Annotated in this window: 20 protein-coding genes; 17 read left to right on the forward strand and 3 right to left on the reverse strand. The window is 70.8% G+C overall.

Going from position 1 to position 18,835, the window contains the following annotated elements; translation table 11 throughout:
• From VKG64_16575 to VKG64_16600, 6 genes are all read left to right on the forward strand, one after another.
• The coding region (locus tag VKG64_16575) for an AMP-binding protein (protein HKB26652.1) at positions 1 to 1,477 on the forward strand (1,477 nt) is incomplete at its 5' end.
• Positions 1,474 to 2,241 (forward strand): enoyl-CoA hydratase/isomerase family protein, encoded by a 768-nt coding sequence (locus VKG64_16580; GenBank protein HKB26653.1) that lies wholly within the window; start codon positions 1,474 to 1,476, stop codon positions 2,239 to 2,241. The genes VKG64_16575 and VKG64_16580, both read left to right, overlap by 4 nt.
• Positions 2,242 to 2,245: 4 nt before the next feature.
• Entirely contained in the window at positions 2,246 to 3,253 is a 1,008-nt protein-coding gene (locus tag VKG64_16585) for an LLM class flavin-dependent oxidoreductase (protein HKB26654.1), read from the forward strand.
• Positions 3,253 to 4,020, forward strand: coding sequence for a VOC family protein (locus VKG64_16590; protein HKB26655.1), 768 nt, complete (start codon positions 3,253 to 3,255; stop codon positions 4,018 to 4,020). Before VKG64_16585 ends, VKG64_16590 begins: the two co-directional genes overlap by 1 nt.
• Positions 4,020 to 5,510, forward strand: coding sequence for a UbiD family decarboxylase (locus VKG64_16595; protein HKB26656.1), 1,491 nt, complete (start codon positions 4,020 to 4,022; stop codon positions 5,508 to 5,510). Before VKG64_16590 ends, VKG64_16595 begins: the two co-directional genes overlap by 1 nt.
• On the forward strand, positions 5,510 to 6,625 hold the full coding sequence (locus tag VKG64_16600) for a mandelate racemase/muconate lactonizing enzyme family protein (GenBank protein ID HKB26657.1): 1,116 nt from the start codon (positions 5,510 to 5,512) through the stop codon (positions 6,623 to 6,625). Before VKG64_16595 ends, VKG64_16600 begins: the two co-directional genes overlap by 1 nt.
• 4 nt (positions 6,626 to 6,629) lie before the next feature.
• Here VKG64_16600 and VKG64_16605 read toward each other — a convergent pair whose 3' ends face one another.
• Positions 6,630 to 7,136: a DinB family protein gene (locus VKG64_16605; protein ID HKB26658.1), complete on the reverse strand. Its 507-nt coding sequence runs from the start codon at positions 7,134 to 7,136 to the stop codon at positions 6,630 to 6,632.
• Between the two features lie 50 nt (positions 7,137 to 7,186).
• Between VKG64_16605 and VKG64_16610 the strand changes: the two genes are divergently transcribed.
• Positions 7,187 to 7,651, forward strand: a complete 465-nt coding sequence (locus VKG64_16610; protein HKB26659.1) for a GNAT family N-acetyltransferase — start codon at positions 7,187 to 7,189, stop codon at positions 7,649 to 7,651.
• 169 nt (positions 7,652 to 7,820) lie between these two features.
• On the opposite strand, the gene VKG64_16615 is transcribed toward VKG64_16610, so the two are convergent.
• Entirely contained in the window at positions 7,821 to 9,008 is a 1,188-nt protein-coding gene (locus VKG64_16615) for an MFS transporter (GenBank protein HKB26660.1), read from the reverse strand.
• A gap of 31 nt (positions 9,009 to 9,039) precedes the next feature.
• Between VKG64_16615 and VKG64_16620 the strand changes: the two genes are divergently transcribed.
• Genes VKG64_16620 through VKG64_16665 form a run of 10 tightly spaced genes read left to right on the forward strand, consistent with a single transcriptional unit; the run spans position 9,040 to position 17,673 of the window.
• Positions 9,040 to 9,660, forward strand: coding sequence for a cob(I)yrinic acid a,c-diamide adenosyltransferase (locus tag VKG64_16620; GenBank protein ID HKB26661.1), 621 nt, complete (start codon positions 9,040 to 9,042; stop codon positions 9,658 to 9,660).
• The gene (locus VKG64_16625; protein ID HKB26662.1) at positions 9,657 to 10,742 is read left to right on the forward strand and encodes an LLM class flavin-dependent oxidoreductase; all 1,086 of its coding nucleotides are present in this window, start codon (positions 9,657 to 9,659) and stop codon (positions 10,740 to 10,742) included. Before VKG64_16620 ends, VKG64_16625 begins: the two co-directional genes overlap by 4 nt.
• Entirely contained in the window at positions 10,742 to 11,479 is a 738-nt protein-coding gene (locus tag VKG64_16630) for an acetoacetate decarboxylase family protein (protein HKB26663.1), read from the forward strand. The genes VKG64_16625 and VKG64_16630 overlap by 1 nt, the downstream gene beginning before the upstream one ends.
• Position 11,480: 1 nt before the next feature.
• Entirely contained in the window at positions 11,481 to 12,623 is a 1,143-nt protein-coding gene (locus tag VKG64_16635) for a thiolase domain-containing protein (protein ID HKB26664.1), read from the forward strand.
• Positions 12,624 to 12,625: 2 nt separating this feature from the next.
• The gene (locus VKG64_16640) at positions 12,626 to 13,036 is read left to right on the forward strand and encodes a Zn-ribbon domain-containing OB-fold protein (GenBank protein ID HKB26665.1); all 411 of its coding nucleotides are present in this window, start codon (positions 12,626 to 12,628) and stop codon (positions 13,034 to 13,036) included.
• A gap of 34 nt (positions 13,037 to 13,070) precedes the next feature.
• Positions 13,071 to 13,856, forward strand: a complete 786-nt coding sequence (locus tag VKG64_16645; GenBank protein ID HKB26666.1) for an ABC transporter ATP-binding protein — start codon at positions 13,071 to 13,073, stop codon at positions 13,854 to 13,856.
• A complete protein-coding gene (locus VKG64_16650; GenBank protein ID HKB26667.1) occupies positions 13,853 to 14,566 on the forward strand; it encodes an ABC transporter ATP-binding protein in 714 nt (237 codons plus the stop codon). The genes VKG64_16645 and VKG64_16650 overlap by 4 nt, the downstream gene beginning before the upstream one ends.
• Before the next feature lie 2 nt (positions 14,567 to 14,568).
• Positions 14,569 to 15,450, forward strand: coding sequence for a branched-chain amino acid ABC transporter permease (locus VKG64_16655; GenBank protein HKB26668.1), 882 nt, complete (start codon positions 14,569 to 14,571; stop codon positions 15,448 to 15,450).
• A complete protein-coding gene (locus VKG64_16660) occupies positions 15,447 to 16,418 on the forward strand; it encodes a branched-chain amino acid ABC transporter permease (protein ID HKB26669.1) in 972 nt (323 codons plus the stop codon). The genes VKG64_16655 and VKG64_16660 overlap by 4 nt, the downstream gene beginning before the upstream one ends.
• 46 nt (positions 16,419 to 16,464) lie before the next feature.
• Positions 16,465 to 17,673, forward strand: a complete 1,209-nt coding sequence (locus VKG64_16665) for an ABC transporter substrate-binding protein (protein HKB26670.1) — start codon at positions 16,465 to 16,467, stop codon at positions 17,671 to 17,673.
• Between the two features lie 59 nt (positions 17,674 to 17,732).
• Here the strand turns inward: VKG64_16665 and VKG64_16670 are convergent, their stop codons facing one another.
• Positions 17,733 to 18,641, reverse strand: a complete 909-nt coding sequence (locus VKG64_16670) for an alpha/beta fold hydrolase (GenBank protein HKB26671.1) — start codon at positions 18,639 to 18,641, stop codon at positions 17,733 to 17,735.
• Between the last annotated feature and the right edge of the window lie 194 nt (positions 18,642 to 18,835).

An 18,835-nucleotide genomic window follows, 5' to 3' on the forward strand; every position in this document is an offset into this window, starting at 1 on the left:
CGCCGAGCGCTGCGCCGCGGTGGCGCGCGGCCTCGCGCGGCTCGGGGTGGGCAAGGGCGACCGCGTCCTCATCGCGCTCAAGAACCGCCTCGAGCACGTCGTCGTCTATTGGGCGCTCCAGACGCTCGGGGGCGTGCCGACACCCGTCAACTTCCGTTTCGCCCCCGGCGAGATGAAGTATGTTCTCGAGGACTCGGGCGCCAAGCTCGCGCTCTACGAGGCGGCTACCGCGCCCTCGATGCTTGAAGCCGCTCGCGGGACCCCGGTACGCCTGGTCTATGTCGGCGAGAACGCGCCGGCGAAGGCGCTGGCTTTCGATGAGATCGGGGGCGAGCGGGGCTCAGGGGCGAGTGTTGTTCCGAGCCATCGAGCCCCGCTCGCTCCCGATCTTTCGGAGGGCGACCTCTCGCTGATCCTGTACACGTCCGGCACCACCGGAAGACCGAAGGGCGTCCCGCGGACCCATAAGAACCACTACGCCGGCGCGTTGGCGCACGCGCTCCAGTGCGGCTACACGTGGGGCGAGCGGACCCTGGGCGTGATGCCCCTCTACCACACGATGGGGATCCATTCGCTGACGAGCATGGCGGCGGTCAACGGCGGCTTCGTCTGCCAGCCCGACTGGTCGGCCGCCGGCGCGCTCCGCCTCATCGCGCGGGAGCGGCTGACGGCGCTCTACCTGATCCCGACGCTCTTCTACGAGCTGGTGCACGCACCGGAGCTCGCCCAGGCCGACGTCGCCTCGGTGAGGAAGCTCGCGTACGCGGGCGCGCCGATGCTCGTGCCGCTCACCGAGGCGTGCGCGAAGGCGTTCCGGCCCGACGTCTTCGTCAATCACTACGGCTCGACGGAGATCTACACGTTCTCGATCTTCCCCGACGTGCGCGTGAAGCCTGGCTGCGCGGGCCGTGCGGGGCTCCACGCCAAGCTCCGCGTCGTCGCGGCGAGCGCCGAGCACCGGGTCGGGCCCGGCGAGGCCGTGCCGCCCGGGACGAAGGGCGAGATCATCGCGAGCCTCGAGTCCGACGAGGCGTTCGCCGGCTACTGGAACCGCCCCGACGCCGATGCGCGCGCGCTCCGCGACGGCTGGTACTTCACGGGCGACATGGGCTGGGTGGACGCCGACGGCGACCTCTGGGTCGCCGGCCGGGTGGACGACATGATCATCAGCGGCGGCGAGAACATCCATCCGGTCGAGGTCGAGGACGCGCTGGCGCGCCACCCGCGCGTCCGCGACGTGGCGGTCGTCGGCGAGCCGGACGAGAAATGGGGCGAGCGCGTCGTCGCGTTCGTCGTCGCGCGCGAGCCCGGCCTCACGCCCGAGGCGCTCGACGCGTACTGCCGCGAGAGCGGCGACCTCGCCGCCTTCAAGCGACCCAGGCGGTTCGTCTTCGTCAGCGAGATCCCCAAGACCGCGTCGGGCAAGATCCTGCGCCGGCTGCTCCGCGACGGCCGGTACACGGAGGTTCATCCATGAGCGAGTTCCTGAGGGTCGAGCGGGCGGGCGCCGTCGCGACGATCTGGATCGACCGCCAGCCGAAGATGAACACGCTGACGGTCGCGATGCGGAACGAGTTCCCGGGGATCTTCCGGGCTCTCGAGGCCGACGACGCGATCCGGGTCGTCGTCGTCCGCGGGGCGGGCGGCAAGGCCTTCAGTGCCGGCGGCGACGTCTCGGAGTTCCTGACGCTCGCGCCCGCCGACCTGGAGCTGTGGGGAGACACGCTGACCTCCGCCGAGCGCTGCCGCAAGCCGGTGATCGCCGCGATCGACGGGTATACGATGGGGGCCGGTCTCGAGCTGGCGGTCGCGTGCGACTTCCGGATCGCGACGCTGCGCTCCGAGTTCGCCTTCCCCGAGGTGAGGCTCGGCATGATCCCCGGGAGCGGCGGCACGCAGCGCGCGCTGCGCCTCATGGGCATGACGCGCGGCAAGCTCTTCATGATGACGGGCCGGCGGATCTCGGCCGCCGAGGCCGAGGCGTGGGGGTTGATCACCCAGGCGGTGCCGCACGAGAAGCTCGACGAGACGGTGGGGGCGCTCGCCGGCGACCTGGCCGAGAAGGCGCCGCTCGCGCTCCGGACCCTCAAGATGGTGCTGAACCGGGGCGCCGAGGCGCCGCTCGAGACGGCGCTCGAGCTCGAGCGCAAGGCCTACGCGTGGCTCCGGTCCACGCACGACTACGCCGAGGGCGTGACCGCGTTCCTCGAGAAGCGACCGCCGAAGTACACGGGGAGATGACGCCGTGGCCCACTCGTTCGGCCTGATCCTCGCGAACCGCGCCGTCGTGCTCGGCGTCGTGAAGGCCCGCGACCTCGTGGACCTCACCGTGGAGGCCGAGCGCTCGGGCGCCTTCGACGCCGTCTGGGTCGGGGACAGCCTCCTCGCCAAGCCTCGCCTCGAGTCCGTCACGCTGTTGTCCGCCCTCGCCGGCGTGACGGCGAAGGTGAGGCTCGCGGTCGGGTGCATGGCGACCTTCGTGCACCGCCACCCGGTGATGCTCGCCCACCAGTGGGCGAGCCTCGACGCGATCTCGGGCGGGCGCGCCTGGCTCGTCGCCTGCCTCGGCGGGCCCAGCGACGCGAACGCCGCGCAGGCGGCCGAGCACGCCGTCATGGGCGTGGCGTCGGCCGAGCGGCCGGGACGCCTCGAGGAGGGCGTCGAGATCCTGCGAAAGCTCTTCGGCGGGAAGAACGTCTCGCACCGTGGCCGGTTCTATGCGTTCGAGGGCGTCACGCTGGAGCCGCGACCGCTGCAGCAGCCGTGCCCGATCTGGATCGCGTCGAACCCGACGGGGCTCACGTGGAAGGGCGGCGCGTCGGCGTCCGAGCCGGCCGTCGAGCGCGCCTACCGCCGCGTCGCGCGCTACGCCGACGGCTGGATGACCAACAAGCTCTCGCCCCCGGAGTTCCGCCGGGAGTTCGCGCGCATCCAGGCCATGGCGAGCGAGGAGGGGCGCGACCCGGCGAAGCTCGGGAGCGCGCTCTACCACAACGTCAACATCAACGAGGACCGCCAGAAGGCGCTCGAGGAGTCGAAGGCGTTCCTCGACACGTACTACACGGCGAAGTTCACGCCGAAGTTCGTCGAGCAGTGGACCGTCGCGGGGAGCCCGGCGCAGTGCATCGCAGAGCTGCGCGCGTACTTCGACGCCGGCGTCGGCCACATGGCGCTCCGGCTCACGTCCTGGGACCAGCGGGGCCAGTTCAAGCGGTTCCTCGGCGAAGTGGCGCCCGCCTTCGGAGGCCGCTGATGCTCAAGGGGATCGACCACATCGTCATCGCCGTGCCCGACCTGGACGTCGCGCGGAAGAGCTACGAGGCGCTCGGCTTCAGCGTGGTGCCGGGCGGCCGCCATCCCGTCGGCACCCACAACGCGCTGATCGCGTTTGCCGACGGCGCATACGTCGAGTTGATCGCGTTCTACGAGAAGAACCCGGCCCACAAGTGGTGGACGCCGCTCCAGAAGGGCGGGGGCCTCGTGGACTTCTGCATGCAGACCGACGACCTCCTCGGTGACACCGCGGCCTTTCGGAAGGCGGGGGTCGCGATCGACGATCCGTCGCCGCTCAGCCGCCTACGGCCCGACGGCTACCAGCTCAAGTGGGTGCTCTCGATCCCGCGCGGGGACCATCGGGGGATCGCGCCGTTCCTCATCCAGGACGAGACGCCGCGCGACGAGCGCATCCCGCGTGAGACGCGCCACGCGAACGGCGTGACGGGGATCGGGAGCGTCGCCGTGGCGGTCGACGGCGTGGCGCCGGTCGCGGCGTGGTACGTAGAGGTCCTGCGGCGGCCGGGACAGCCCGTCCAGCGTCCCGAGCTGGACGGCGCCGGCATGAGGTTCACGATCGGGCCGCACGCGCTCGACTTCGTCGCGCCGCGGGGACGAGTGGGTCCGCTGACGGACTGGCTCGCGGCGCGCGGGGCTTCGCCCTACGCCGCCACGCTCAGGGCCCCGAAGCCGGGCGTCCTCGACCCCACGAAGACCCTCGGGGCACGACTCACGATAGTCGGCTGATGCCGTACATGGACATGCGCGAGTGGATCGGGCGGCTCGAGAAGGAAGGCGAGCTGCGCCGGGTCACCGCGGAGGTCGACTGGGATCGCGAGCTCGGCGCGATCACCCGGCGCGTCCTCGAGAAGAAGGGTCCGGCGCTCCTCTTCGAGAGCATCAAGGGCTACGAGAAGGCGCGCTGCACGAAGCTCTTCACGAGCGGGCTCGGCAGCCGCGGGCGGCTGGCGCTCGCGCTCGGCTTTCCCAAGGACACCTCGAACCGCGAGTTGGTCCAGTACGTCATGAAGAAGAACCGCGAGACGCTCCCGCCGCGGATCGTATCGGGCGGACCCGTGAAGGAGGTCGTCGTCAGGGGCGCCGAGGTGGACCAGACGGAGTTCCCCGTCCCGAAGTGGCACTACCTCGAGGGCGGACGCTACATCCACACGTTTTCCGCGATCGTCACGCGCGATCCCGAGACGCGCGCGATGAACGTCGGGATCTACCGCGGCATGATCGGCAAGAAGAACACGACGCCCTTTCTCCTCATCAAGGGCGGCCAGCACTGGGGCCAGCACTTCCTGAAGTGGGCGGCGCGCGGCGAGCCGATGCCCGTCGCGTGCGTCATCGGCTGGGACCCGATCATGCCCTTCCTCGCGGGCTCGCCGATCCCCGCGGGCGTCTGCGAGTGGGACGTGATGGGCGCCTATCGCGGGGAGCCGGCGGAGCTGGTCCGCTGCGAGACGGTGGACCTCGAGGTCCCGGCGAGAGCCGAGATCGTCCTCGAGGGCCTCATCAGCGACGACCCGGCGACGTATGAGGTCGAGGGGCCCTTCGGCGAGTTCACCGGCTACGTCTCCGACATCCCGACGCCGCGGCCGAGCATGCGGATCTCGTGCATCACGCACCGGCGCGACCCGATCTTCCGCGGGTCGCTCGAGGGCACGCTGCCCGGCTCCTACAGCGAGAACAGCGTCATGTCCTCCGTGCAGCGCGCGGCGATCGCGTGGAACATCCTCACCGCCGCCGGCATTCCCGGCGTGCGCGACGTCTTCGTGCCGCCGATCACCAACGGCGTGAACATCGTCGTCCAGATCGCGAAGGCCTACCAGGGCCAGCCGAAGCAGATCGCCGCCGCGCTCTGGGGGAACAGCGCCGCGCAGTTCCGTTACAAGCACGTGACGGTCGTCGAGGACGACATCGATCCGTCGTCGTACGAGCAGGTGGACTGGGCGTTCGCCCACCGCGTGAACGCGGGCGAGGAGGGCATCGTGGTCTTCCCGGGCATCTTCGGCTCGCCGATCGACCCGAGCACGCCGCTCGAGGACCGCGACGTGGCGCGGCTCGGCACCGGCCTCTGGAACCGCGTGCTCATCGACGCGACGCGCTCCTGGAAGTTCGAGCGGCGGCCCGAGTGGGGGGGCGAGCGCTTCCCGCCGACGGTGCGCCCGGCGGCCGAGGACGAGGCGCGCGTGCGCGCGCGCTGGAGCGAGCTCGGGCTCGGCGACCTCTGATGAAGATCACGGGCGTCGAGGCGATCCCCCTGGCGATCCCGCTCGCGCCGGCCACCCCGCCCTCGCCGTGGGCGTCGGGCATCGGCCGCCAGGTGCTCGTGCGCGTGACGACCGACGAGGGGCTGACGGGCTGGGGCGAGTGCTTCGCCTACGGCGTGCCGCTCGCGGTCTGCGCGGTCGTCGAGGACGCGCTGGCGCCGCTCGTCCTCGGCCAGGACCCGACGCGGATCGAGCACCTCGTGGACACGATGCACCGGGCGCTGATGATCTGGGGGCGCCGCGGGCTGGCGATGATGGCGGTGAGCGGCGTCGAGCTCGCGCTCTGGGACCTCACGGGCAAGGCGCGAGGCGTGCCGGTCTACCAGCTCCTCGGCGGGCTCTGTACGTCCCACGCGCGCGTCTACGCGAGCCTCCTGCGCTACGAGACGCCGGCGAAGGTGCGTCAGGGCGTCTCGGCGGCGCTCGTCCTCGGCTTCACCGCGGTCAAGCTCCACCAGACCGACGTCCAGTCGGTCGCCGAGGCGCGTGAGGTCGCGGGCCCCGACGTCGAGCTGATGCTCGACACCAACTGCCCGTGGAGCGTGGAGGAGGCGATCCGGATCGGCGGCCAGCTCGAACGCCACGACCTGCGCTGGCTCGAGGAGCCCGTGTGGCCGCCCGAGGACTACGACGGGCTCGCGCGCGTGCGCGCGGCGCTCCGCACGCCGATCGCGTGCGGGGAGAACGAGGCGACGGCGTTCGCCTTCAGGGCGATCCTCGACGCGGGGGCCGCGGACATCGTCCAGCCGAGCGTGACGAAGGTGGGCGGGATCCTCGAGATGAAGAAGATCGCGACGCTCGCTGCGGCGGCGGGTGTTACGTTCGTGCCGCACTCGTTTTATTTCGGGCCCGGCCTCGCGGCGACGCTCCACGTCGTCGCGTCCACGCCGGGCGTCCCCTACGTCGAATTCCCGCCGGGCCAGCTCGCGGCGCCGCTGCTCGCCGAGCCCATCCGCTGCGCGGGCGGCGCCGTCACGATCCCCGACCGGCCGGGGCTCGGCGCCGATCCCGACCCGGACACGCTCCAGCGCTACCCGTACCGCCGCGAGGCCGCGCGCCCCTTCTACCTGACGTAGCCCGCTACTTCGCTTCCGGCAGTCCCGCGGCCTTGCGGATCTTCGCGAGCTGGCCCGTGTGGTCGCCCCAGTGGTTCTCGTACATGGCGCCCACGTAGACGTGGATCGCGATCTCGTCTGTGCCCATGAACTGTTTGAAGAGCGGGATCCGCGCCTTGCGTCCCATGTCGGCGTCGGAGAGCCCCTCGAGGTACGTGAAGACGCCCCGCCGCTGGGCGTCGAGCGCGTCGGCGAGCTGCTTGAGCGTCATCTTCTGCCGTTCGGGCGTGAGGTGCGTCTGGCCGGGCGTGACCTCGATGACCGGCAGGTTGCCCGTCGTGAAGCTCTTGAGGCGCGCGCCGAAATCGATGCCGGGATCGAAGAGCAGGTGGGAGAGGACCTCGCGCACCGTCCACTCGCCCGGCTTCTCCGGGCGGTCCACGTGAGGCTCCATCCCCTGGAGCTGCTTGCTGAGACTCGCCCACGAGACGTCGGTGCGCTTTCTGAGATCTTCGACGGTCTTGGTCGCCATGGCTCGTACCTCCAGCGGTAGGCTACCACGGCGCGCTATCATGGCCGGCGATGGAGATCATCCAGGCGGCAAGCGCCGGCGACATCGAGCGGGTGAAGGAGCTCTTCCGCGAGTACGAGAAGTCGCTCGACGTCGACCTCTGCTTCCAGGGGTTCGAGCAGGAGCTCGCGGGCCTGCCCGGCGCCTACACTCCACCGAGGGGACGCCTTCTGCTCGCTATCGACGGCGGCCGGCCCGCGGGCTGCGTCGCGCTCCGGCCGCTCGGCCCCGACGCGTGCGAGATGAAGCGCCTCTACCTCCGCCCCGAGCTCCGGGGCCGGCGCGTCGGGCGGCTCCTCGCTGACCGGGTCATCGCCGAGGCGCGCGCGATCGGCTACGCGCGCATGCGCCTCGACACGCTGCCCGCCATGACGGAAGCGATCGCGATGTACCGCGCGCTCGGCTTCGCGGAGATCGCGCCGTACTACGCGAACCCCGTCCCCGGCGCGCTCTTCATGGAGCTCGCCCTCCGCTGAGCGACCGCCGTTCGAGCGCCGGCTTTGCCGGCGCAACGGAGATTCGTCTGAGGAGGAATCGGAGGGGGCGCCTCGTCCCCTCCGATGTGATTGATCCGCCGGCTTTGCCGGCGCAACGGAGATTCGTCTGGGGAGGAATCGGAGGGGGCGCCTCGCCCCCTCCGAGTGACTAGGCGCGGGCGGGCTCGGCGACGGACGCGCGCAGGACGAGGCAGAGCGGGATCGTCGCCAGCACGAGCGTCGCCACGGTGAGGAGCGTCGCGCTGACGCCGACCGCGTCGCCGAGCAGGCCGTAGACCGTCGGCGCGCTCGCCGAGGCCCCGACCGTCAGCGTGTAGTAGAGGCCGTAGGCGCGCGAGCGGCGGTCGGCGGTGACGAGGTCCGCCACCGTGGCGTACAGGACCGAGGACGTCCCGTTGAGCGCGACGCCGAGCGGCAGTAGGACCGCCAGCGCCACCGGCAGCGGCGCGGCGACGATCGCGGCGATGCCGAGCGCCGTCGCGCCTTCCGTCAGCACGACCGTCCGGATGACGCCGACGCGCTCGGCGACGACGCCGCAGACGAACTTGCCGACCGCGCCTCCCGCGAACACGAGCGCCAGCGCGGTCCCCACGCCGGCGACCGTCAGGCCCTTGGCGATCAGCGCGAAGGGGAGGAAGGTGAGGAGCCCCGTGCGCGTCGCGTTGTCGATCATGCCGACGGCGGCGAGGGCCTGGAAGCCGCGCGCGTCCTTGATGCCCCAGCCGCTCTGCGCCCGCGCCGCCTCGCGCGCCGCGGCCGCGTCGACGCCGCCCGTCCCGAGCCGCGCAAGGATCGCGAAGATCGCGAGCGCGGCGACGAGCCCGACGACGCCGTAGCCCGCGGCGGCCGCGCGCCAGCCGATGGTCGTCGCGGCGAACGCGACGACGGCGGGCACCGCGACCTTGCCGAGATCACCCGCGAAGTTGTAGGTGCCGAGCGCCGTGCGCCGGGCGCCTGTCTCGTACGCCTTCGAGACGATCGACGACGACAGCGGATGCTGGACCCCCGAGCCGAGGCCCGCGACGAGGAGGAGCAGCAGGAGCGACGCGAACCCGCCGGCCCAGGCGCCCGCGGCGATGAAGCCGCACGCGGTCACCGCGGTGCCCGCGGCGAGCAGCCGCCGCTCGCCCCAGCGCTCCGCGAGGAGCCCCGCCGGGAGCTGGAACGCCGCCATCGCGCCGGAGTAGAAGGTCCGGATCAGCCCGACCTGCGCGTACACGAGCCCGAACTCCCGGGCCCAGACCGGCAGGAGCACGTAGAGGATGTCCGAGAAGCCGTCGTGGACGAAGTGGGTGCCCGAGGCGGTGGCCAGCACCGCGCGCGGTCGCGTCTTCACGTCGAGTAGAATACCGCAGGGAGGGTGGTCCATGACGATCAGCATCACCCGCGTCTACACCCGCACGGGCGACCGGGGGGAGACCGGGCTCGTCGGCGGCAAGCGCGTGCCCAAGGATTCGCCGCGCATCGTCGCCTACGGCACGATCGACGAGCTGAACGCGATCGTCGGGATCGTCCGCACCTTCAACGAGGAGCGCCTGGCCGAGGGCGCCCACCACCGCTGGCTCGACGAGGCGCTGCGCAAGATCCAGAACGAGCTGTTCGACCTCGGCAGCGAGCTGGCGACGCCGCCGGAGGCCGAGTACGAGGGGATGTTCAAGGTCGGCGAGGCGGAGGTGACGGCGCTCGAGCGCCTCATGGATCACTGCCAGAAGGACCTCGAGCCGCTGAAGTCGTTCACGCTGCCCGGCGGCGGGCGCATCAACGCGTTCCTCCACCAGGCGCGGACCGTCTGCCGCCGCGCGGAGCGCGAGGTCTTGAAGCTCTCGCGCGCGGAGCCGATCAACGAGTGGGCCCTCCGCTACGTCAACCGTCTGAGCGACGCCTTCTTCGTCCTCGGCCGCTGGGTCGGCAAGCGTATGGGCGAGAAGGAGTACCTCTGGGAGCGCGGGCTCGCGAGCCACGCCCGCCCCAAAAGGAAGCGCTCATGAAATTCGGCCTCTTCTACGAGCTGTCGGTGCCGCGCCCGTGGACGCGCGAGACCGAGCGCACCGTCTACGACAACGCCCTCGAGCAGGTGCGGCTCGCCGACGAGCTCGGCTTCGACCAGGTCTGGGCCGTCGAGCACCACTTCCTCGAGGAGTACTCGCACTGCCCGGCGCCCGAGCTCTTCCTCACCGCCTGCGCGATGATCACGAAGAAGATCCGCGTCGGCCACGGGATCATCGTCTGCGTGCCCGAGTTCAACCACCCGATCAAGATCGCCGAGCGCACCGCGGTGCTCGACATCCTCTCGGGCGGCCGCCTCGAGGTCGGCACCGGGCGCTCGGCCACGTGGACCGAGCTCGCCGGCTTCGGCGCGAGCCCCGACGACACCAAGAAGAGCTGGGACGAGTTCGTGCGCTGCCTGCCGAAGATGTGGATGCAGGAGAAGTTCGCGTACCGGGGCGAGTTCTGGTCCATGCCCGAGCGCACGATCCTGCCGAAGGTCTACCAGCGGCCGCACCCGCCGATGTGGGTGGCCGTGACGAGCCCCGGCACCGAGCTCGACGCCGCCGACCGCGGCCTCGGGAGCCTCGGCCTCACGTTCGGCCAGTTCGCCGAGCAGGAGAAGCGCATCGCCGAGTACCGGCGGCGGATCCAGCTCTGCGAGCCCGTCGGCGCGTTCGTCAACGACCAGGTCTCGAGCGTCAACTTCCTCTACTGCCACGAGGACGACGCCGTCGGCCAGGCCACCGGCAGGCGGATGGCCGACGCCTTCAACTACCTCGCGTCGCAGCTCATCTCGGCGCGCGAGGCGTACCCGTCGAAGTCCTACCAGTCGCTCGGCCTCCTGCCGCAGCTCCGCCGCCAGGCGACCGGGCCCGACGCCGGCGGGCAGGTGGGCGAGGGGCTCTGCATGGGCGGCCCCGAGCGGATCATCCGCGCGCTCAAGGGGTGGGAGGCCGTCGGCGTGGACCGCGTGAACTTCCTCCTGAATACGCTCGAGCTGATTCCCCAGGCCGACGTGCTCGCGAGCCTTCGCCTCTTCGCGCGCGAGGTCATGCCCGCGCTCAACGGGAGCAAGGCCTGATGCCGCTCTACGGCGAGCTCGCCCTCGCGGCCGTGGACGGCCGCCTACCGGAGCTCCGCGACCTCGACACCGACGCCTGGGAGCTGCCGAAGGCGGAGATCCTCCACATCGGCTGGGAGGTGCCGGATGCGAGCCGCGCGCTCCTCCCGCGCTCGATGCACCCCGCGATCCCCGCGTACGTCACGGCGGTCGTCACGCGCTATCCCGCGAGCCCGGTCGGGCCCTTCGAGCTCGCGCAGGTGCGTCTCATGGCGCGCGCGGGCGCCCACCCGCGAGGCTACGTGCTGGGCGCGGTGGCGACGACCGATGCGGCGGTGACGGCACTCAGGGAGCGCTGGGGCTTCCCCGCGCGCCGCGGCGAGGTCGCGCTCCGCCGGTACTACGATCGTGTCGTCGGCGCCGTGAGCGTCGCGGGCGAGACGATCCTCGACGTGGCGCTGCGCGACCCCGAGACGATCTCGGGCGGCGACGTGCAGTACATCCACTCGGTCACCCTCGGGCGCGTGGACGGGCGGCCCACGCTGGTCCAGGTGGACCCCCACTACACCTTCCACAAGGCCGAGCGCGGCCGGCCCGCCGTCGGCCGGTTCGACGCGGCGGCGTGGAACGCGGGGCCGATCACGCTCGAGTGGCCGATCGCGGCGACCGTGACGACGTGCGACACCGACCTCCCGCGGATCCGGTTCGTGATGGATCCCGAGATCCCGGTGGTCCGGGGTACCCGGAGGATCCGCTGACGTGCCCGACGCGCTGATCGCGGGCGTGCACGAGTTCCCCGAGCGCAAGACGGCGAAGAGCGTGCTCGAGATCCAGGCGATCTCGGCGCGCGCGGCGCTGACCGACGCCGGGCTCGCGCCGAAGGACGTGGACGGCTACTTCACGATCGGGACGAACCCGGGCGTGGGGCCGCTCGCCACGGTCGATTACCTGAACCTGCGGCCGAGATACGTGGACGGCACCACGATCGGCGGCTCGTCCTTCGTCGCGCACGTCAACCACGCCGCCGCGGCCATCGCCGAGGGCCGCTGCCGCGTCGCGCTCATCACGTACGGCTCGACGTCGCGCTCGTCGGGCATCGCCGTCGGCACGCGCGAGCGGATCGCCGGCGAGTACGTGGACCAGTTCGAGGGTCTCTACGGAACGTCGACGGTCGGCCTCTACGCGCTCGTGGCGCGGCGCCACATGCACGTCTACGGCACGACGTCGGCGCAGCTCGCCGAGATCGCCGTCGCGTGCCGGCGCCACGCGGGCCTCAACCCGGTCGCGCTCTACCGCGACCCGATCACCGTCGCGGACGTCCTCAAGTCGCCGATGATCTCGTCGCCGCTCCACCTGCTCGACTGCTGCGTCATCACCGACGGCGGCGGCGCCGTCGTCGTGGTCCACCCGGACCTCGCGCGCGACGTCCGGAAGCCGCCGGTGAGGCTCCTCGCCGCCGCCGAGGCCGTCGCCCACACCCAGGCCGGCCATCGCGACTACCTGACGACCGCGGCCGCCCAGACGGGGCCGCGCGCGGTCGCGGAGGCCGGCGTCTCGCACCACGACATCGACATGGCGATGATCTACGACTCGTTCACGATCACGGTCCTCATGACGCTCGAGGACCTCGGCTTCTGCAAGAAGGGCGAGGGCGGCGCGTTCGTCTCGGGCGGGCGGCTCCAGCTCGGCGGCGAGCTGCCGATCAACACCGACGGCGGCGGCCTCTCGTCGAACCATCCGGGGATGCGCGGCATCTTCCTCGTCATCGAGGCGGTGAAGCAGCTCCGCGGGGAGTGCGGCGAGCGCCAGGTGAAGGACTGCCGCGTGGCGCTCGTCCACGGCACGGGCGGCGCGCTCGGCACGCGCCACTCCGGCGCCACGCTGATCCTCGGGAGGGCCTGAGCGTGGCCGAGTACGCGAAGCCGCTGCCCGAGATCACCGCCGAGTCGCGCCCGTTCTGGGAGGGGTGCAAGCGCCACCAGTTCCTCGTCCAGCGCTGCCGCGCGTGCGGCGCGCGCCAGCACTACCCGCGCGGGATCTGCGCGGCGTGCTGGAGCGACGACATCGAGTGGCTGCCGAGCTCGGGGCGCGGGACCGTGTACTCGTTCACCGTCACCTACCGGACGCAGGCGCGGGGCTTCAGGGACGAGCTGCCGTACGTCCTCGCCTACGTCGAGCTCGAGGAGGGTGTTCAGGTCCTGACCAACATCGTCGGCGGCGATCCGGAGAAGCTCGTGATCGGGATGCCCGTGCGGGTCGTCTTCGAGGACGTCAACGCCGACGTCAGCATTCCGCGCTTCACCCCGGTCGGTTGACGGCCGCCCGGCCCTGGCGTATAAGCGAGCAACTTTGCCGATCCTCACGGTTCGCGACCTCACGCTCCACTTCGGGGGCATCGTCGCCCTCGAGTCCGTTTCCTTCGACGTGGACGAGGGTCAGATCGTCGGGCTCATCGGGCCGAACGGCGCGGGCAAGACGACGCTCTTCAACTGTCTCTCGCGCCTGTACACGCCGGACCGCGGCGAGGTCCGGTTCGAGGGCCGCCCGCTCCTCGCGCACGCGCCGCACCGGATCGCGGAGCTCGGCATCGGCCGGACGTTCCAGAACCTCGCGCTCTTCCCGACGCTCACGGTGCTCCAGAACGTCATGATCGGCGTCCACGCCCGGACGCGCAGCGATTTCCTGTCGAATGCGCTGCGCCTGCCGTGGGTCGGCCGCGAGGAGGCGGCGATCCGCGCCGGGGCGCGCGAGGTGCTCGCGTTCCTCGACCTCGAGGCCGTCGCCGACCACCCCGCGGCGGGGCTGCCGTTCGGCACCCTCAAGCGCGTCGAGCTGGCGCGGGCGCTGGCCGGCGGGCCGAAGCTCCTCCTGGCCGACGAGCCCGCGAGCGGCCTGAACCACGAGGAGGTCGCCGCGCTCGCCAAGCTGCTGCGCGCGATCCGCGACGCGCGCGGCGTCACGGTGCTGCTGGTCGAGCATCACATGGGGCTCGTCATGCAGGTTTCCGACAACGTCGTGGTCCTCGACTTCGGCCGGAAGATCGCCGAGGGGCCGCCGGCCGCGGTCCAGAAGAACCCCGACGTGATCCGCGCCTATCTCGGCACCGAGGAGCGGGCGCGCGGCGGCGCCGCCTGATGGCGCTGCTCGAGGTCGAGGGGCTCGAGGCCCAGTACGGCTGGACGAAGGTCCTCCACGGCCTCGCCTTCGCCGTCGAGGAGGGCGGGATCACGACGATCCTCGGCGCCAACGGCGCGGGCAAGACGACGACGCTCCGCGCGGTCTGCGGGATGGTGAAGACCGCGGGAGAGGTCCGCTTCGACGGCCACCGCATCGCCGGCCGGGCGACCGAGGACATCGTGCGCCTCGGCATCGCCCACGTGCCCGAGGGCCGCGGCACCTTCATGCAGCTCACGGTCGAGGAAAATCTGAGATTGGGCGCCTACGCGCGCCGGGGGAGGGGGACGCTCGCCGGCGACCTGCGGCGCGTCTTCGAGTACTTCCCGGTGCTCGGCGAGCGGCGCGGCCAGATCGCGGGCAGCCTCTCGGGCGGCGAGCAGCAGCTGCTCGCCGTGGCGCGCGCCCTCATGCTGCGGCCGCGCCTCCTGCTCCTCGACGAGCCCTCGCTCGGGCTCGCGCCGCTCGTCGTGCGCGAGATCTTCCGCATCGTGCGCGCGATCAATCGCGAGGAGCGGGTGGCCGTCCTGCTGGTGGAGCAGAACGCCGCGATGGCGCTCGACCTCGCCGACCACGCATACCTCCTCGAGACCGGGCGCGTCGTCATGTCGGGCCCGGCCGGCGACCTCAAGAAGGACGACGCCATCCGGCGCTCGTACCTCGGGTACTGAGGGTGGACATCTTCGTCCAGCAGGTGGTCTCGGGGCTCTCAACGGGCGGGATCTACGGGAGCCTCGCGCTCGCGCTCGTCATGATCTACCAGGCGACCGACGTGGTGAACTACGCGCAGGGCGAGATGGCGATGTTCAGCACCTACCTCGCGTGGACGATGATCAACGCGGGGCTCCCCTACTGGGTCGCGTTCTTCGCCACGCTGACGGTCGCGTTCGTCGGCGGGCTCCTGATCGAGCGCGTCGTCATCCGGCCCGTCGAGCGCGCGCCTCTGCTCACGATCGTCATCGTCTGCATCGGGCTCCTCGTGATCCTGAACAGCGTGGCCGGCTGGATCTACTCGTACATCCAGAAGCCGTTCCCGAGCCCGTTCCCCGAGAAGCCGATCCAGATCGGCAACGTCTTCTTCGGCGCCCACGACATCGGCGCGCTCGGCGTCACGCTGGTCGTCCTCCTCTTCCTCTACGTCTTCTTCCGCTACACGACGCTCGGCCTCGCCATGCGCGCGGCGGCCCAGAACCCGACGTCGAGCCGCCTGTGCGGGATCCGCGTGGGCTGGATGCTGGGGGTGGGCTGGGGGCTCGCCGCGCTCGTCGGCGCCGTGGCCGGCATGATGGTCGCGCCGGTCGTCTTCCTCGACCCGAACATGATGGCGGGCATCCTGATCTATGCGTTCGCCTCCGCCACGCTCGGCGGCTTCACGAGCCCCCTGGGCGCGGTCGTGGGCGGCCTGCTGGTCGGCGTCATCGAGAACCTCGTGGGGACGTACGTGAGCTTCATCGGCACCGAGCTGAAGCTGACCGTCGCCCTCGCCGTGATCCTCATCGTCCTCGTCGTGAAGCCGAGCGGCCTCTTCGGGCGGGTCGCGGTGCACCGCGTGTGACGGGCGCCGGTGTCCGGCGGGCGGGCGTCCTGGCGGCCGTCGCGGTCGCCTGCGCCTTGCCCCTCTTCGTGTCCAACTTCCGCCTGTTCCAGTTCACGCAGGTCGGGATCTACGCGATCGCGCTGCTCGGCCTCAACGTCCTGACGGGCTTCAACGGTCAGATCTCGCTCGGCCACGGCGCCTTCTACGCGCTCGGCGCCTACACGACCGCGATCATGATCGACAAGTGGAGCGTGCCGTACGGCTGGACGATCCCGGTCGCGGGCTTCCTCTGCCTGGTCGTCGGCTTTCTCTTCGGCATCCCGGCGCTCCGGCTCGAAGGCCTCTATCTCGCGCTCGCGACCTTCGCGCTCGCCCTCGCGATCCCGCAGATCCTCAAGTACTTCGAGCACTGGACGGGCGGCTCGCAGGGCATCGTGCTCAGCAAACCCAAGGCGCCGTTCGGTCTCAAGCTCTCGCCGGACCAGTGGCTCTACTTCGTCACGCTGGCCGTGCTGCTCGTGCTCTTCTGGCTCGGCGCGAACCTCCTCCGAGGCCGCACGGGTCGGGCCATCGTGGCGATCCGCGACAATCCGATCGCCGCCCAGGCGATGGGCGTGAACAACGCGCTCTACAAGTCGCTCACCTTCGGCGTCAGCGCCGCGTACACCGGTGTCGCGGGCGCGCTCAGCGCGCTCGCCATCGCCTTCGTGGCGCCCGACGCCTTCAACGTGTTCCTCTCCATCACGCTCCTCGTCGGCATCGTCATCGGGGGGCTCGCGTCGATCACCGGCGCCGTCTTCGGCGCGCTCTTCATCCAGTTCGTCCCCAACTGGGCCCAGGACATCTCGAAGGCCGCGCCCTGGGCCATCTATGGTATTTTCCTGATCCTCTTCATGTACGCGATGCCGCGGGGCATCGCCGGGTCGCTCCGGCTCGCGTGGGTACGGCTCGCCCGGGCCCGCGCAGGAACGGGCAGGGCGGGCTGAGGGTTTTTCCGGAGAGGGACGGTCAACGCTCGAACAGGAGGGCACCATGATGCGGAGGAGTTTTGTCGCGCTCGCCGTCGTCGCCGCGCTGGCGTCGGTCGCCGCGCCCGTGGCCGCGCAGACACCCGGCGTGACGGCGACCGAGATCAAGATCGGCAACACCAACCCGTACAGCGGCCCGGCCTCCGCGTACGGCACCATCGGCAAGGCCATCGGCGGCTACTTCAAGAAGGTGAACGAGGAAGGCGGCATCAACGGCCGCAAGATCAACTACATCACCTACGACGACGGCTACAGCCCGCCGAAGACCGTCGAGATGGTGCGGAAGCTCGTGGAGCAGGACCAAGTCGCGTTCGTGTTCCAGACGCTCGGCACCCCGACGAACAGCGCGATCCACAAGTACCTGAACGAGCAGAAGGTGCCGCACCTGTTCGTCGCGACGGGCGCGACGAAATGGAACGACCCGCAGCACTTCCCGTGGACGATCGGCTGGCAGCCGAATTACCAGACCGAGGGTCACATCTACGCGCAGTACGTTCTGAAGAACGTCAAGGACCCGAAGATCGGCATCCTCTACCAGAACGACGACTATGGGAAGGACTACGTGAAGGGGCTCAAGGACGGGCTCGGCGAGACCGCCAAGAAGCTCATCGTCCTCGAGCAGACGTACGAGACGACGGATCCCACCATTGACTCGCAGATCGTGAACCTCAAGAGCAGCGGCGCGAACGTCTTCTATAACGTGACGATCCCGAAGTTCGCGGTCCAGGCGATCAAGAAGGCCCACGACATCGGCTGGAAGCCGTTGCACCTCCTCAACAACGTGTCGAGCTCGCTCGGGACCGTCCTGAAGCCGGCCGGGCTCGAGGCCTCCACGGGCCTGATCACCGCCCTCTACATGAAGGAGATCACCGACCCGCAGTGGCGCAACGATCAGGGCTACAAAGACTGGCTGGCGTGGATGAAGAAGTACTATCCGGAGGGCGCGCTCGACGACCAGGCCAACGCGTACGCGTACTCCGTCAGCCAGACGATCGTCCACGTGCTCAAGCTGTGCGGCAACGACCTCTCGCGCGAGAACATCATGCGGCAGGTGGCGAGCATCAAGAACCTCACGCTGCCGATGCTGCTGCCCGGCGTCAAGATCAACACGGGCGCGACCGACTTCGCGCCCATCGAGCAGGAGCAGCTCGCCAGGTTCGACGGCGAGCGCTGGGTGCTGTTCGGCGAGCTCTACGACGCGAGCAAGAAATAGCGGCTGACCGGGGGCGGGGGCCGGGGAGCCTTCGTCGACCACGCTAGCACTCGCGAACGTCACTCCGGGCCGCCGGCGTGGCGGCGAGACGACGCGTAGAAGCTACGGGTCTCCGAAGGCTCCCCGGCCCCCGCCCCCAGTCCGCGCTTCGTGCCGCGGGCGTCGACGCGGGCGAGGAAGTCGAGGACGAGGCGGTTCCACGCCTCCGGCTGGTCGCGGTTGGCGAAGTGGCTGGCGGGCGAGAGGACCACGAGCTTCGAGCCGCGGATCTTCTTGTGGATCACCTTCATCGGCCCGAGCGAGGGGTCGCGGTCGCCGCCGATCAGGAGCACCGGCATCCGGAGCTTCGGCAGCTGGTCGGTCACGTGGTCCATCGCGATCAGCGCGCGCAGCGAGTTCGCGTAGCCGATCGGCGCGAGCTGCCGGTACTCCTCGTAGAACTCCGCCTTGGCGCCCGGGTCGAGCGCGAGCCGCTCGGAGACGTTCGGGTTCTCGGCCATCGCGAACTCCGCCATGGCGTCCATCCCCTGGGTCAGCGTGATCTCGATCGAGCGGGCGCGCATGACGACGTTCTGCCAGGAGAGGGGGAGCCCGCTGGCCGACGAGGAGTTGGTGACGACGAGCGAGCGCACGCGCCCGGGGTGCCGTAGCGCGAAGCGCGTCGCGATTCCCCCGCCGAGCGAGAGCCCGCCGACGTGCGCCCGGCGGAGGCCCAGGTGGTCGAGCACCGCCTCGAGGTCCGCCGCCCAGCGGCCGAACGAGTACCGCGCGGGGTCCTCCGGGCTGTCCGAGCGCGCGTGGCCGCGCGGCTCCCAGAGGACGAGGCGGTGGCGGGCCGCCAGGCCGGGGACGTTGACGTCCCACATCTTCGCGTTGCCGCCGATCCCGTAGGCGAGCACGAGCGGGGTGCCGGCGCCGTGCTCTTCATAGTAGATCCGCACGCCGTCGTCGGTCCGGAGGTAGGGCACGGGGCGCTATCTCACGCCGGGTCCTTGGTCAATCGCGGCTCGAGCGACCCGCGCGCGCCCGCCTCATTTCCCCTCGACGCAACTGGCGTGTGCGCGGTTCTCGAGACCGGCGGGGTTCTTCGTCTGGACGATGTACTCGTCGGCCTCACGGATAATCTTCTTGCAGGTGGTGCAGATCCACACTTGGGGCATGT

The organism is Candidatus Methylomirabilota bacterium (genome assembly GCA_035260325.1).
Taxonomy (GTDB): Bacteria; Methylomirabilota; Methylomirabilia; order Rokubacteriales; family CSP1-6; genus AR19.

What these genes read in the sequence shown, in the direction of transcription:
- VKG64_16580 (HKB26653.1), top strand. Translation starts at nt 1,474, where the DNA reads ATGAGCGAGTTCCTGAGGGTCGAGCGGGCGGGCGCCGTCGCGACGATC.
- VKG64_16590 (HKB26655.1), top strand. Translation starts at nt 3,253, where the DNA reads ATGCTCAAGGGGATCGACCACATCGTCATCGCCGTGCCCGACCTGGAC.
- VKG64_16595 (HKB26656.1), top strand. Translation starts at nt 4,020, where the DNA reads ATGCCGTACATGGACATGCGCGAGTGGATCGGGCGGCTCGAGAAGGAA.
- VKG64_16600 (HKB26657.1), top strand. Translation starts at nt 5,510, where the DNA reads ATGAAGATCACGGGCGTCGAGGCGATCCCCCTGGCGATCCCGCTCGCG.
- VKG64_16605 (HKB26658.1), bottom strand. Translation starts at nt 7,136, where the DNA reads ATGGCGACCAAGACCGTCGAAGATCTCAGAAAGCGCACCGACGTCTCG.
- VKG64_16610 (HKB26659.1), top strand. Translation starts at nt 7,187, where the DNA reads ATGGAGATCATCCAGGCGGCAAGCGCCGGCGACATCGAGCGGGTGAAG.
- VKG64_16620 (HKB26661.1), top strand. Translation starts at nt 9,040, where the DNA reads ATGACGATCAGCATCACCCGCGTCTACACCCGCACGGGCGACCGGGGG.
- VKG64_16625 (HKB26662.1), top strand. Translation starts at nt 9,657, where the DNA reads ATGAAATTCGGCCTCTTCTACGAGCTGTCGGTGCCGCGCCCGTGGACG.
- VKG64_16630 (HKB26663.1), top strand. Translation starts at nt 10,742, where the DNA reads ATGCCGCTCTACGGCGAGCTCGCCCTCGCGGCCGTGGACGGCCGCCTA.
- VKG64_16665 (HKB26670.1), top strand. Translation starts at nt 16,465, where the DNA reads ATGATGCGGAGGAGTTTTGTCGCGCTCGCCGTCGTCGCCGCGCTGGCG.